This is a genomic window from Ciceribacter thiooxidans (assembly GCF_014126615.1).
GTDB lineage: Bacteria > Pseudomonadota > Alphaproteobacteria > Rhizobiales > Rhizobiaceae > Allorhizobium > Allorhizobium thiooxidans.
The window spans coordinates 1,611,566-1,624,922 of sequence record NZ_CP059896.1; the positions used below are offsets into that span (position 1 = coordinate 1,611,566).

The window sequence follows — 13,357 nt, forward strand, 5'->3', positions numbered from 1 at the left end:
ACATTGCGTCTCTCCCCGGAAGATCCCCCTTGTCCCAAGACACCACCCTCAAAGGCGTCCTGATCGCCTTCGTCTGCTTTGTCGCCTATGCCATCAGCGACGCTTCGGTGAAACTCGTCGACGGCCGTGTGCCGCCGCTCGAAGCGGCCTTCTTCGGCTCCTGTTTCGGTCTTCTCGCCGTGCCCTTCCTGCTCAAGCGAGGTGACAGCTGGACGGACCTCGTGCGCACGACCAACAGGCCGCTCTGGCTGCTGCGGTTCGTCTGCTCGGCGATCGGGACCGTCGGCAGCATCGTCGCCTTCACCGAACTCAGCATGGCCGAGGCCTTCAGCCTGATCTTCCTGCTGCCGTCCTTCGCCACGATCCTGTCGGTCATCTTCCTCAAGGAAAAGGTGGGGCCGCGGCGCTGGTCGGCCGTGGTCATCGGCTTCGTCGGCGTGCTGATCGTCTTGCGACCGGGTTTCCGTGAACTGTCGTTCGGGCACCTGACGGCGCTCGTCTCCGGCTTCACCGGCGCCGTTTCCATCGTCATCTACCGGGCGGTCGGCCCGGCGGAGAAGAGCGTCTCGCTCTATGGCGCGGGATTCCTTGGCAGCCTTTTGATTTCCGGGACACTGATGGCACCGGGATTCGTCTGGCCGACGACCCATGACTTTTCGCTTCTGGCGTCCTTCGGCATCCTCGCGACGGTCGGCAACGTGCTGCTGATGATCGCCTCCTTCTACGCCTCGGCGGCGGTGGTCGGGCCGATCCAGTATAGCCAGATGATCTGGGCGGTGCTCTTCGGCTACGTGCTCTTCGGCGACCGCCTGGACGTGCCGATGCTCGCCGGCATCGTGCTCATCGTCGGCTCGGGCCTGCTCACCGTCATCCGCGAGCGCCAGCGCGGCGTACCGCTACCACCCTCGCTCGCCGCGGCGCCGCAGGCTGCCCTTTCGGCGGAACCTGAAGCTCCGGCCGATCTCGATCGTCAGGGCTGACGCGCCAGTTCGGCCATCTGGGTCATGACCATCGCCGCGCCGGCAAGCCGCTTTTCGGGCGTCGGCAGGTCGCGGGTCAAGAAGACGCTCTGGTCGGGGCGGATCTTCGCCATCGTGCCCTGTCTGGCGATGTAGCCGACGAGTGCTGCCGGATTCGGGAATTCCTTGTTGCGGAACTGGACGACCACGCCCTTCGGGCCCGCCTCGAGCTTCTCGACGTTCGCCTTGCGGCAGAGCGCCTTGATGTAGACGACTTTCAGCAGGCTCTGGACTTCCGCCGGCATCGGGCCGAAGCGGTCGATCATCTCCGCGCCGAAGGCATCGATCTCTCCGAGTTCTGTCAGCTCGCCGAGGCGGCGATAGAGGCCGAGACGCAGGTGCAGGTCAGGCACGTAGTCGTCAGGGATCATTACGGAGGTGCCGACGGAAATCTGCGGCGACCAGCCGGTATCCTCGACGACGTCGACGCCCTTCACTTCGGCGACCGCCTCTTCCAGCATGTGCTGGTAGAGCTCGAAGCCGACTTCCTTGATGTGGCCGGACTGCTCTTCGCCGAGCAGGTTGCCGGCGCCGCGGATGTCGAGGTCGTGGCTCGCAAGCTGGAAGCCGGCGCCGAGCGTGTCGAGCGATTGCAGGACCTTCAGGCGACGCTCGGCAGACGAGGTCAGCACCTTGTTGACCGGCAGGGTCAAGAGCGCGAAGGCGCGCACCTTCGAACGCCCGACGCGGCCGCGCAGCTGATAGAGCTGTGCGAGGCCGAACATGTCGGCGCGGTGAACGACCAGCGTGTTGGCGGTCGGCACGTCGAGGCCCGATTCGACGATGGTGGTCGAGAGCAGCACGTCGTAGCGGCCGTCATAGAAGGCGTTCATGATGTCTTCGAGTTCGCCGGCGGCCATCTGGCCGTGGGCGACGGCGACTTTCAGCTCCGGCACGTCCGACTGCAGGAAGGCCTGCACGTCGGCGAGGTCGGAAAGCCGCGGGCAGACATAGAAGCTCTGGCCGCCGCGGTAATGCTCGCGCATCAGCGTCTCGCGGATCACCAGCGGATCGAAAGGCGAGATGAAGGTCCGGACCGCCATACGGTCGACCGGCGGCGTGGTGATGAGCGAAAGCTCGCGAACACCCGTCATCGCAAGCTGCAGCGTGCGCGGGATCGGCGTCGCCGACAGCGTCAGGACGTGGACGTCCGACTTCAGCTCCTTCAGCCGTTCCTTATGCTTGACGCCGAAGTGCTGCTCCTCGTCGATGATGAGGAGGCCGAGATTGGCGAACTTGATGCCGGAGCCGAGAAGCGCATGGGTACCGACGACGATGTCGGTCTTGCCTTCCGCAACCTCCTTCTTGACGAGATTGAGTTCCTTGGTGCCGACCAGCCGCGAAGCCTGCTGCACACGGATCGGCAGACCCCGGAAGCGCTCGGAAAAGGTCTTAAAATGCTGGCGGGCGAGAAGCGTGGTCGGCACAACGACGGCGACCTGGATACCGTTCATCGCGGCGGTGAAGGCGGCCCGGAGCGCCACCTCAGTCTTGCCGAAGCCGACGTCGCCACAGACGAGACGGTCCATTGGACGGCCGGCGCCGAGATCGCCGCGCACCGCGTCGATGGCGTTCATCTGGTCCTCGGTCTCGTCGTAAGGGAAGCGGGCGGCAAATTCGTCGTAGAGACCTTCCTGCGTGGTCAGCACCGGCGCCGACCGCGTCAGTCGCTCGGCGGCGATGCGGATCAGGCCGTCGGCCATGTCGAGGAGCCGGCGCTTGAGCTTCGCCTTGCGCATCTGCCAGGCGCCGCCACCGAGGCGGTCGAGCTGGGCGTCGCTCCCCTCCGAGCCGTAGCGCGACAGAAGGTCGATGTTCTCGACCGGCAGGAAGAGCTTCGCGTCGTCGGCGTAGAGCAGTTCGAGGCAGGCATGCGGGGCGCCGGCCGCCTCGATCGTGCGTAGGCCGACGAAGCGGCCGATGCCGTGCTCGGCGTGGACAACGATCGCCCCTTCGTCCAGACCGGCAACCTCGGAAATGAAGTCGGCGGCGCGTTTGCGACGCTTGGAGCGCCGGACCATGCGGTCACCGAGAATGTCCTGCTCGCCGACGATGACGAGATCGCCCGCTTCGAACCCGCCTTCGAGGCTGAGGACGGAGGCACCGCCCTCGCCCTTCTTCAGCGTATCGATATCCTTCAGCGACTTGACCGGAACCAGCTTTTCGAGCCCGTGCTCGGCAAGCACCTGGCAGAGGCGGTCGAGCGAGCCTTCGGACCAGCCGGCGACGAGCACCTTGGCGCCCGAGGCGCGCTTGTCGGCAATGTAACGGACGGCTTGGTCGAAGACGTTGACGCGATTGCCCTCGGCGGCATCGACGGCCGTCTTCGCCCAGCGCGGGCTCGGGCGGGCGGCGATTTCCACCACTTTTCGCGTTTCTCCTTCGTGCTCTGCAAAGGGCGAAATGCGGATCGGCGTTACCGCGTCGAGCGCGTTGGCGAACTGCTTGGCACTGAGATAGAGGCGCTCGGGCGGCACGGGCTTGTAAGGGGTGCCCTGCGAAAGGTGGCCCTTGCCGGTCTCGCCGGCGTGGTGACGCGCTTCGTAATAGTCGCGGATCTGCTTTGCGCGCTCCTCGGCGGCCTCGCGAACCGTGTGGTCGGTGACGACGAGGAAGCCCTCAAGATAGTCGAAGACCGTCTCAAGATGATCGTGGAAGAGCGGCAGCCAGTGCTCGAGCCCCGCATAGCGGCGTCCTTCCGAGACGGCGGCATAGAGCGCGTCGTCGCGCGTGGCGGCCCCGAAGAGCGAGAGATAGTTCTTGCGGAAGCGGGCGATGCTTTCCGGCGTCAGCGTCACCTCGCTCATCGGATTGAGGTCGAGGGAGCGGGCCTGCCCCGTCGTGCGCTGGCTTGCCGGATCGAAGTAGCGGATCGATTCCAGCGTGTCGCCGAAGAAATCGAGGCGAACCGGCTCTTCGGCTCCGGGTACGAAAACGTCGAGAATGCCGCCGCGGACAGCGAATTCGCCGACCTCGCGAACCGTCGCGACCCGCTCGAAGCCGTTGCGTTCCAGCCGCGAGGCGACGTCGTCCATGCGGATCTGGTTGCCCGGACGGGCGGAGAAGGCGAGGCTCTCGATGACGTCGGCCGGGGCGACCCGCTGCAGCATCGCGTTGACCGTCACGAGGACGACGCCCGGATGCGGCTTGCGGCGATGAGCGATCAGGCCGCCGAGCGCGGTCAGGCGTCGTGCGGAGACGTCGGCACTCGGGGAGACGCGGTCATAAGGTAGGCAGTCCCAGGCCGGCAGCGTCAGAACCGGGATTTCCGGCGCGGCGAAGGACAGCACCTGCTCGATGTCGGCGATCTTCTGGCCGTCGGAGGGCACATAGGCGACGGGGCGGCCCTGCCGCGCGAGCTCCGCGATCAGGAAGGCATCCATGCCGTCCGGCACGCTCGAAAGTGTCAGCGCAGTTTCGGCCTGCGCGATCGTCCTGGCGTCGAAGAGGGAGATCATTCTGCCTTTCCGGTGGGTTCCATGGTGACCGGCGAAAAGTCCGGACGACAGGCGGCGATGCGCTCGAAGAGCGGTGTTCGGTGGCGCTCGGGGACAGCTTCCGCTCCGGTGATCCATTTCACCAGATCGTTGTCTTCCTCGGCCATGATCCGTTCGAGTTCGTCGAGGTCGGCGTCGGAGAGGTCGGCGATCGCCTGTTCGGCGAACTGGCCGAGCACGAGGTCCATTTCGCGGATGCCGCGGTGCCAGCAACGGAAAAGGATGCGCCGGCGGCGCGGGTCGAGATCGGCGCTGGTGCGGGTCAATCCTGTCATTTCGGCATCCTTCCTGTTGATGCGCCTCTATAGCCCCTGGGATCAGGATTGTCAGCCTTGCCAAGGGCGTAATTATCGTCGCATTTTGACAGCCACCATGCGCCCCACCCTGCTCGATCCTCTCTTTGCCCCCGTCGCTTCGCTTCCCGGCGTCGGGCCGAAGCTCGCCGGCCTCATCGCCACGCTGCTCGGCCGCGAGGAGGCCGACGACTGCCGGGTGATCGACCTCCTGATGCTCGCGCCGCACCGGCTGATCGACCGGCGCTACCAGCCGGGCATCGCGCTCGCCCCGCAGGGTGCGATCGTCACCGTCACCGGCCGCGTCGACCGACACCAGCCGCCGCCGCGCGGCAACAGGAGCGTGCCCTACCGCATCTTTCTGCACGACGACACCGGCGAACTGGCGCTGACCTTTTTCCATGCCAAGGGACCGTGGCTCGAAAAGACGTTTCCGGTCGACGAGACGGTGATGGTGTCCGGCAAGGTCGACTGGTTCAACGGCCGCCCCTCGATGGTGCATCCGGACTATGTGGTCAAGGCGAGCGAGGCGGAGAGCCTGCCGCACGTCGAACCCGTCTATCCGCTGACAGCCGGGCTCTCTCCCAAAGTGCTGCGCAAGGCGATCGAAGGCGCGCTGGAGCGCCTCCCCGAACTTCCCGAATGGATCGACCCGCCGCTCGTTCAGAAGCAGGGATTCGATGGCCCCAGGGCGAGCATCCTCAGGCTCCACAATCCGCGCGATACCGCCGACGTCGAGCCGCAAGCACCGGCGCGGCGGCGGCTTGCCTATGACGAGTTCCTCGCCGGCCAGGTGTCGCTGGCGCTGGTCCGGCAGAGGCTGCGGCGGGTGGCGGGCTCACCCGTCCACGCGACGGGGGCGATCAGTCACAAGATCCTCGCGGCCCTGCCCTTTTCACTGACGGCCGGCCAGCAGCAGGCGGTCGCCGACATCCTGAAGGACATGGCGGGACAGACCCGGATGCTGCGACTGCTGCAGGGGGATGTCGGTGCCGGCAAGACGCTCGTCGCGCTGCTTGCGATGGCGGCGGCGGTCGAGAGCGGCGGCCAGACCGTGCTGATGGCGCCGACGGAAATTCTGGCGCGGCAGCACTACGCCACCATTTCTCGGCTTGCAGAGGCGGCCGGCATGTCCGTCACCGTCCTGACCGGCCGCACCAAGGGCCGCGAACGCGAGGCGATCCTGGAAAAGATCGCGAGCGGCGAGGCGCAGATCGTCATCGGCACGCACGCGCTTTTCCAGGATACGGTGAGCTATCGCAACCTGCAGCTCGCGGTCGTCGACGAGCAGCACCGGTTCGGCGTGCACCAGCGGCTGCGGCTGACCGCAAAGGGAATATCGCCGCATATGCTGGTCATGACAGCCACGCCCATTCCGCGCACACTTGTCCTTGCCGCCTTCGGCGACCTCGACGTTTCCAAGCTCACGGAGAAGCCGGCGGGCCGCAAGCCGATCCAGACGGTGACCGTGCCTTCGGAGCGAACGAACGAGATCATCGACAGGCTCAGAAGTGCGGTTCGCGAGGGCAAGAAGGCCTACTGGATCTGCCCGCTCGTCGAGGAATCGGACGTGACGGAACTGATGTCGGCGGAGGAGCGTCACGCGATCCTGTCACAAGCGCTCGGGCCGAACGTCGGGCTCGTCCATGGCCGCATGAGCGGGCCAGAGAAGGACGCCGCAATGATGGCGTTCAAGAACGGCGAAACCCGTGTTCTCGTTGCGACGACGGTGGTCGAGGTTGGCGTCGACGTGCCGGACGCGACGATCATGGTGATCGAGCATGCGGAGCGGTTCGGGCTTGCCCAGCTTCACCAGTTGCGCGGCCGGGTCGGCCGCGGCGCGGAGGCGTCGAGCTGTATTCTGCTCTACAAGGCGCCCCTCGGTGAAACCGGCCACGCCCGGCTCTCGGTCCTGCGCGAAAGTGAGGACGGTTTCCTGATCGCCGAGGAGGATCTGAAGCTGCGCGGCGAAGGCGAGCTCCTCGGCACGCGGCAGTCGGGCACGCCCGGTTTCCGCTTCGCAAGCCTCGAACATCACGGCGATCTTCTGGAGACCGCCCACAAGGACGCCGGCTATATTCTGGAGAAGGACCCCGACCTCGTCTCGGAGCGCGGGCGGAGCTTGCGCGTCCTGCTCTATCTCTTCCGTCGCGACGAGGCGATCCGCTTCCTCAGAGCCGGTTGAAATCACCGGGCGAATGGTCCTTGGCCGGCTATTTCTCGTTGGTTCAGGGCTCCCAGACCGGAAAGACGGTCTCCATGCTGCGCGGCTTGTAATCCGGCATGACGAGGCCGCCGGAGATCAGGAGCTTCGCTGCTTCCTCCGGCGTCATATCGAGGAGTTTGATGCGGTCGCGCGAGACGAACATCAGGAAGCCGGCGGTCGGAACAGGCGTCGGCGGCAGGAAGACGGCGACCATTTCACGGCCGTCCTCGTTGAGCCGCGCGGCGATCTCGCCGCGAACGTCGGTCGCGATGAAAACGACCGACCACGTGCCCGGGCTCGGGAACTCGATGAGACCGACCCGCTTGAAGGACGAGGACTGGTCCGTGAGCACCGATTCGAAGATCTGCTTGAGGCTCTTGTAGAGGGTGCGCACCAGCGGCATCCGGTGGAGGACGCGCTCGGAGAAATCGACGACGGAACGGCCGATCAGGTTCTTGCCGAGAAAACCGATCAGGGTGATCGACACGACAGCGATCAGGAGGCCGAAGCCCGGAATGGCAAATTTCAGGTAGCTCTCGGGATCGATGCGGCTCGGGATATAGGGCTTCACCCAGCTGTCGGCCCAGCGGATGAAGGACCAGGTGAGCCAGATGGTGATCGCCACGGGCGCGCAGATGATCAGGCCGGCGAGAAAGTTGTTTCTCAGCCGCGCGGCAAGGGACATCTTCTCCGGGAGATCATTCATCGGTCGCCGCTATGCTGCATCGCCAAAGAAACCGGGGTGGAAGGCGACAATGCCGGACGGGACCGCACCGTTCAAGGGCAAAGCAAGCAAATACGCGTGAGGGACACCCGGTGTCGTGAGGTTATGCTCGTCGCTGAAGCCAAAACGCTGGTAGTAGGCGGGCTCGCCCACGAGGATGCAACCCTTCGCGCCGTCGTCGCGTAGCTGCCGGAGTCCCTCGCGCACCAGCTGGCCGCCGATCCCCTGCCCCTGAAGGTCCGGACGTACTGAGATCGGGCCGAGGCCGAACCAGCCATCCTCGCCACCCGAAAAGATGACGGGCGAGAAGGCGACATGGCCGACCACCTCGCCCTCCTTTTCGGCAACGAGCGAGAGCGTCATGACTCCCGCCGCCCGCAGTCTTTCGATGATGCGCGGCTCGCTGCCGTCGCTGTGCGGATGACCTTCGAAGGCTGCCGCCGTGACGGCGCCGATTACCGCCTCGTCGCCCGGACGTTCGGGTCGCAGGATCACTCGACGGTCACCGACTTTGCGAGGTTGCGCGGCTGGTCGACGTCGGTGCCCATGAAGACCGCCGTGTGATAGGCGAGCAACTGGACCGGCAGGGCGAAGACCATCGGCGCGATCAGTTCGGCGACATTCGGCAGGACGATCGTCGCCATAGTCGGCAGCGTCGAGGCGGCGGCACCCTTCTCGTCGGTGATGAAGATGATCCGGCCGCCGCGGGCTGCGACTTCCTGCATGTTGGAGACCGTCTTCTCGAAGAAGCGGTCGTGCGGCGCGATCACGATGACCGGCATGTTCTCGTCGATGAGGGCGATCGGTCCGTGCTTCAGCTCGCCGGCGGCGTAACCCTCGGCATGGATGTAGGAGATTTCCTTGAGCTTCAGCGCGCCTTCGAGCGCCATCGGATAGCTGGTGCCACGGCCGAGATAAAGCACGTGGTGGAACTTCGAGAGTTCGCGGGCCAGGCTTTCCATCTGCGGCTGGATATCGTTGAGAACGCCGCTCATGATGCGCGGCAGTTCTGAAAGGCTGCGCACCATCTGCTTCTCTTCCGCCTCGGTCAGCGTGCCGCGCATACGTCCGGCGCCGATTGCGAGCGAGGCCAGAACGGCGAGCTGGCAGGTGAAGGCCTTGGTCGAAGCGACGCCGATTTCCGGACCGGCGAGGATTGGATAAACGCCGTCGGACTCGCGCGCGATCGTCGATTCCTTGACGTTGACGATGCCGCCGATCTTCAGCCCCTGCTCCTTGCAGTAACGGAGCGAAGCGAGCGTGTCGGCGGTTTCGCCCGACTGCGAGATGAAGAGCGCCGCCTCGTCCTTCGAGAGCGGCATTTCGCGGTAGCGGAACTCGGAGGCGACGTCGATTTCGACCGGCAGCCGCGCATAGCGCTCGAACCAGTACTTGCCGACGAGACCGGAGAGATAGGCCGTTCCGCAAGCGGAGACAGCCAGGCGCGATACCTTGCCGAAGTCGATCGCGGTCTCGTCGAGACGGACCGTCTGGCTGTGGAAATCGATGTAGTTCGACAGCGCGTGGGAAATCACCTCCGGTTGTTCGTGGATTTCCTTCTCCATGAAGTGGCGGTGATTGCCCTTGTCGACGAGAAATGCGCTCGCCTGGGAAATCTGGTGCGGGCGCTCGACCGGCTTGCCGGAGAAATCGGTGATCTCTGCGCCGTCGTGGTGGATGACCGCGCAGTCGCCGTCGACCATGTAGACGATGTCGTTGGTAAACGGCGCCAGCGCGATCGCGTCGGAGCCGAGGAACATCTCGCCCTTGCCGAAGCCGATCGCAAGCGGCGGCCCGGAACGGGCGGCCATGATGGTGTCCGGATCGTTCTCGAACATCACGACGAGAGCATAGGCGCCGGTGACGTGGTTCAGCATCGCGAGCATGGCCGCACGGTTGTCATAGCCCTGGCGGCGGTATTTCGCGATCAGCTGGGCGACGATTTCCGTATCGGTCTGGGTGGTGAAATGCGCGCCCTCGCGCATCAGCTCGTCACGCAACTCTGCGAAGTTCTCGATGATGCCGTTGTGGACGACGGCAACGCCTTCGACGAAGTGCGGATGGGCATTGGTTTCGTTCGGAATGCCGTGGGTCGCCCAGCGCGTGTGTGCGATGCCGATATTGCCGGCGAGCGGCTCGTCGGCAAGGCGCTTTTCGAGGTTGAAAAGCTTGCCTTCGGCCCGGCGGCGATTCATCACACCATTGTCGATCGTCGCGACGCCGGCCGAATCGTAGCCGCGATACTCCAGTCGCTTCAGGGCGTCGACGAGGCGGTCCGCGACCGGCTTGTTACCGACAATTCCGACAATGCCACACATATAATTCTCCGTCTGGTTTCATCGCGAAGCCAGTCCTAGCCACTTTCCGGTTTTCCGCAATCGGAGTCCCGGTCACTTTCGGTTTCGCCACGTTACGCAAGTCGCGGCGATCAGCCCTTCGTCTTTTTCGCGGCCTTGATCGCGAGATTGCGCTCGCGGATCTGCTTTGCCCTCTCCGGCTTCACCACCTGGCGGGCACGGCCGAGCGCGAGCGCGTCGGCGGGTACGTTCTCGGTGATCACACTGCCGGAGGCGACATAGGCCCCGTCGCCGACCGAAACCGGCGCGACGAGCGCCGTGTTCGACCCGATGAAGGCACCGGCCCCGATACGGGTCTCGAACTTGTTCACGCCGTCATAGTTACAAGTAATGGTGCCCGCGCCGATATTGCTTCCCGCGCCGATAAAGGCGTCGCCGATATAGGTCAGGTGGTTGACCTTGGCGCCTGCACCGATTTCCGCCTTCTTGACCTCGCAGAAATTGCCGACCTTCGCCCCTTCCGCGAGGTGCGCGCCCGGCCGCAGCCGCGCGAACGGACCGACGGTAGCGCCGGCAGAGACATGGGCGCCTTCGACATGACTGAAGGCGTGGATGACGGCACCGCCCTCGACGGTGACGCCGGGACCGAAGACAACGTTCGGTTCGATCACCGCATCCTGCCCAATCTCGGTGTCATAGGACAGGAAGACCGTTTCCGGCGCGATCATCGTGACGCCCGAAAGCATGATTTCGTGGCGACGACGCTCCTGCCAGAGACGTTCGAGATGCGCCAGTTCGGCGCGGTTGTTGCAGCCGGAAAGCTCCTCTTCCGAGGCATCGACGGCAACGGCACTGCCTCCGAGCGTCCGGGCGATCTCGACGATGTCGGTGAGGTAAAACTCCCGCTTGGCGTTGTCGTTGCCGATGCGCTCCAGGAGCGCGAGCGCCTTGCGCCCGTCTATCGCCATCAACCCGCTGTTGCACCAGGTGACGGCGCGCTCGGCATCGGTCGCATCCTTCTCTTCGCGAATCGCCACGAGCTCGCCGTCCTCGACAAGAAGACGCCCGTAACCCGTCGGCTCGTCGGTATGGAAGCCGATGACCGCGACATCGTGACCTTCTGCGACGGCGGCGCGCGCTGCCGCGAACGGCCCGTCGGTGATCAGCGGCACGTCGCCATAGGCGACCAGGATATCGTCATAGCCGCGCGCAATCGCCGCGCGCGCGGCAAGCACGGCGTGTCCGGTTCCGAGACGCTCCTTCTGAATGAAGGAAGAGACCCGAAGACCGTTGACCGCGGCCGCCTTTTCGACGGCATCTGCATCACGTCCGACCACAAGCGCGACGTCGTCAATCCCGGCCCTTGCGACGGCAGCCGCCACATGGGCGATCATCGGCCGCCCGGCGACCGGGTGAAGCACCTTCGACATCGACGACTTCATGCGGGTGCTGTCACCTGCTGCGAGGATGACGGCGAGACAACTGCGGGCCATGTAGTTCTCCGGAAACGCATTCTTCGGCGAACATCCCTAGACGCAGTCTAGAAAGCTCGCAAGAGTGCCGAAATCGAAAGAAGATCAAGGAGTGCCGGCAGCCTCGTCGGAAAAGGTCTCCCGGGCACGGTCGCGGCCAACCTGAATCACCTTCTCCATGGCGAGGCGCGCGGCTGCGCAATCGCGGGCGGCGATCGCATCTACGATCGCCATGTGCGAGGCACGCACTTCTGCTGCGCGGTGCCCGTCGGGAGAACCGGACGACATCCGGAAAACCCCGAAGAGTGCGGCCTCGATCAGGCTTCCCAAGGTGCGCATGAACGGATTGCGGGAGGCCGTTGCCAGCGCAAGATGGAAACGCAGGTCGGCGAAGGCGAGGCTCTCGGTGGTGTGGTCCGGATTGCCCAGAGCTTCGGCGAGCTGACGCAGCAGGATGATCTGCTCCGGGCTCGCCCGCTCCGCCGCAAGTGCGGCGGCGGCCGGCTCGAAGGCTTCGCGAATATCGTAGAGATTGAGAAGGAATTCCTCGCTGACGCCCGCCTCGAAATGCCACCTCAGGATGTCGCCGTCGAACATGTTCCAGAATTGACGGTCGGTGACCCTTGTGCCGATTCGCGCCTTGGGAACCACGAGACCCTTGGCTGCAAGCGTCTTCATGGCCTCACGCAGCACCGTCCGGGAGACATGGAAGCGCTTCACCAGCTCGGGGTCACCGGGAAGGACGCTACCGACCGGAAAACCGCCAGACACGATGGCTTTGCCGATTTCCTCGACAACTTGCCGGTGGCTCGTCGGCTTTCGGCGGACGAGCCCCATGGCATCAGGCATTTCACTCGGCAAGCGACATTCTCCTCGTTCCGGTTAGCTGCTGTCCTTTCGCGACAGGCCAAGAATTCCCTTTTGCAGCAGGATAAACGCAAACAACAGAAAGCCTATTAGGATTTTAGTCCACCAACTTGAAAGTGTACCGTCGAAGGTGATGTAGGTCTGGATCAGCCCCTGGATGAGAATGCCGACGAAGGTGCCGGCGACGAACCCGGTGCCGCCGGTAAGCAGGGTGCCGCCGATGACGACGGCGGCGATCGCGTCGAGCTCGACACCGACGGCCGAGAGCGGATAGCCCGCCGACGTATAGAGCGAAAAGACGATTCCCGAGACGCCGGCGAGCAGGCCCGAGAAGGCATAAGTGAGGATTGTCGTCCGGCCGACCGGCACACCCATGAGGCGGGCCGTCTGCACGCCGCCGCCGAGCGCATAGACGTTGGCGCCGAAGCGCGTGCGATGGGCGATGAAGACGCCGATCAGGAAGATGAGCAGCATCGCCCCGCCGATCAGCGTCAGGCGTCCGCCGCCCGGCAGCTTGTAGAAGCTCTTGCGCACCAGCGCATAGAACTCGTGGTTGACCGGCACGCTGTCGATGGAGAGCAGGAAGGCCATGCCGCGGGCGAGGAACATGCCGGCGAGCGTCACGATGAAGGCCGGCATTTCGAGATAGTGGATGACCGCACCCATCAGCGCACCGAAGAGCGTGGTGATGACGAGCAGCAGCGCGAAGGCGGCAAGCGGGTGCACGCCCGTGTCCCGGAGCAGGACCGCCAGGAAGACGCCCGCAAAGCCGATCACCGCGCCGACGGAGAGATCGATGCCACCGGAGAGGATCACGAAGGTCATGCCGACCGCGGCGATGCCGAGAAAGGCGTTGTCGGTGATCAGGTTGCTGACGACGCGCAAGGACAGCATCGCCGGGAACTGCAGGGCGCAGACGGCATAGGCGACGACGAAGATGACGACGGTCGCGAGGACGGGCAGATATCTCGAGTTCATGTCC

The 13,357-nt window shown here is 64.8% G+C and carries 10 protein-coding genes; 2 read left to right on the plus strand and 8 right to left on the minus strand.

From position 1 onward, the window contains the following. The first annotated feature begins 29 nt into the window (after positions 1-29). The gene (locus H4I97_RS07650; protein ID WP_182307305.1) at positions 30-980 is read left to right on the plus strand and encodes a DMT family transporter; all 951 of its coding nucleotides are present in this window, start codon (positions 30-32) and stop codon (positions 978-980) included. Here H4I97_RS07650 and mfd read toward each other — a convergent pair. Further along, positions 971-4,477 carry a transcription-repair coupling factor gene (gene mfd / locus H4I97_RS07655; protein WP_182307306.1) on the minus strand — a complete coding sequence of 1,169 codons (3,507 nt, stop codon included), beginning with the start codon at positions 4,475-4,477 and terminating at the stop codon, positions 971-973. The two genes, H4I97_RS07650 and mfd, sit on opposite strands and share 10 nt — an antisense overlap. Next, a complete protein-coding gene (locus H4I97_RS07660) occupies positions 4,474-4,791 on the minus strand; it encodes a succinate dehydrogenase assembly factor 2 (RefSeq protein ID WP_129330869.1) in 318 nt (105 codons plus the stop codon). Before H4I97_RS07660 ends, mfd begins: the two co-directional genes overlap by 4 nt. Before the next feature lie 97 nt (positions 4,792-4,888). Here H4I97_RS07660 and recG point away from each other — a divergent pair, with 97 nt between their 5' ends. Then, positions 4,889-6,994, plus strand: a complete 2,106-nt coding sequence (gene recG, locus H4I97_RS07665) for an ATP-dependent DNA helicase RecG (protein ID WP_182307307.1) — start codon at positions 4,889-4,891, stop codon at positions 6,992-6,994. Between the two features lie 43 nt (positions 6,995-7,037). On the opposite strand, the gene H4I97_RS07670 is transcribed toward recG, so the two are convergent. The 6 genes from H4I97_RS07670 to yjfF all read right to left on the minus strand — a co-directional run bounded on the left by H4I97_RS07670 (position 7,038) and on the right by yjfF (position 13,353). Next, positions 7,038-7,721, minus strand: a complete 684-nt coding sequence (locus tag H4I97_RS07670) for a DUF502 domain-containing protein (protein WP_244658738.1) — start codon at positions 7,719-7,721, stop codon at positions 7,038-7,040. A 9-nt stretch (positions 7,722-7,730) separates the two neighbouring features. Then, positions 7,731-8,234, minus strand: coding sequence for a GNAT family N-acetyltransferase (locus H4I97_RS07675; RefSeq protein WP_182307308.1), 504 nt, complete (start codon positions 8,232-8,234; stop codon positions 7,731-7,733). Further along, positions 8,231-10,057: a glutamine--fructose-6-phosphate transaminase (isomerizing) gene (glmS, locus tag H4I97_RS07680; protein WP_182307309.1), complete on the minus strand. Its 1,827-nt coding sequence runs from the start codon at positions 10,055-10,057 to the stop codon at positions 8,231-8,233. Before glmS ends, H4I97_RS07675 begins: the two co-directional genes overlap by 4 nt. A gap of 110 nt (positions 10,058-10,167) precedes the next feature. Beyond that, entirely contained in the window at positions 10,168-11,529 is a 1,362-nt protein-coding gene (gene glmU, locus H4I97_RS07685; protein WP_182307310.1) for a bifunctional UDP-N-acetylglucosamine diphosphorylase/glucosamine-1-phosphate N-acetyltransferase GlmU, read from the minus strand. Between the two features lie 84 nt (positions 11,530-11,613). After that, positions 11,614-12,357: a FadR/GntR family transcriptional regulator gene (locus H4I97_RS07690; protein ID WP_182307576.1), complete on the minus strand. Its 744-nt coding sequence runs from the start codon at positions 12,355-12,357 to the stop codon at positions 11,614-11,616. 33 nt (positions 12,358-12,390) lie between these two features. Next, entirely contained in the window at positions 12,391-13,353 is a 963-nt protein-coding gene (yjfF, locus tag H4I97_RS07695) for a galactofuranose ABC transporter, permease protein YjfF (protein WP_182307311.1), read from the minus strand. Positions 13,354-13,357: the final 4 nt, after the last annotated feature.

Excerpts from the sequence above, each read along its gene's own strand:
- H4I97_RS07690 (WP_182307576.1), bottom strand. The coding sequence starts at position 12,357 with ATGCCTGATGCCATGGGGCTCGTCCGCCGAAAGCCGACGAGCCACCGG.
- glmU (WP_182307310.1), bottom strand. The coding sequence starts at position 11,529 with ATGGCCCGCAGTTGTCTCGCCGTCATCCTCGCAGCAGGTGACAGCACC.
- H4I97_RS07660 (WP_129330869.1), bottom strand. The coding sequence starts at position 4,791 with ATGACAGGATTGACCCGCACCAGCGCCGATCTCGACCCGCGCCGCCGG.
- mfd (WP_182307306.1), bottom strand. The coding sequence starts at position 4,477 with ATGATCTCCCTCTTCGACGCCAGGACGATCGCGCAGGCCGAAACTGCG.
- H4I97_RS07670 (WP_244658738.1), bottom strand. The coding sequence starts at position 7,721 with ATGAATGATCTCCCGGAGAAGATGTCCCTTGCCGCGCGGCTGAGAAAC.
- yjfF (WP_182307311.1), bottom strand. The coding sequence starts at position 13,353 with ATGAACTCGAGATATCTGCCCGTCCTCGCGACCGTCGTCATCTTCGTC.
- glmS (WP_182307309.1), bottom strand. The coding sequence starts at position 10,057 with ATGTGTGGCATTGTCGGAATTGTCGGTAACAAGCCGGTCGCGGACCGC.
- recG (WP_182307307.1), top strand. The coding sequence starts at position 4,889 with ATGCGCCCCACCCTGCTCGATCCTCTCTTTGCCCCCGTCGCTTCGCTT.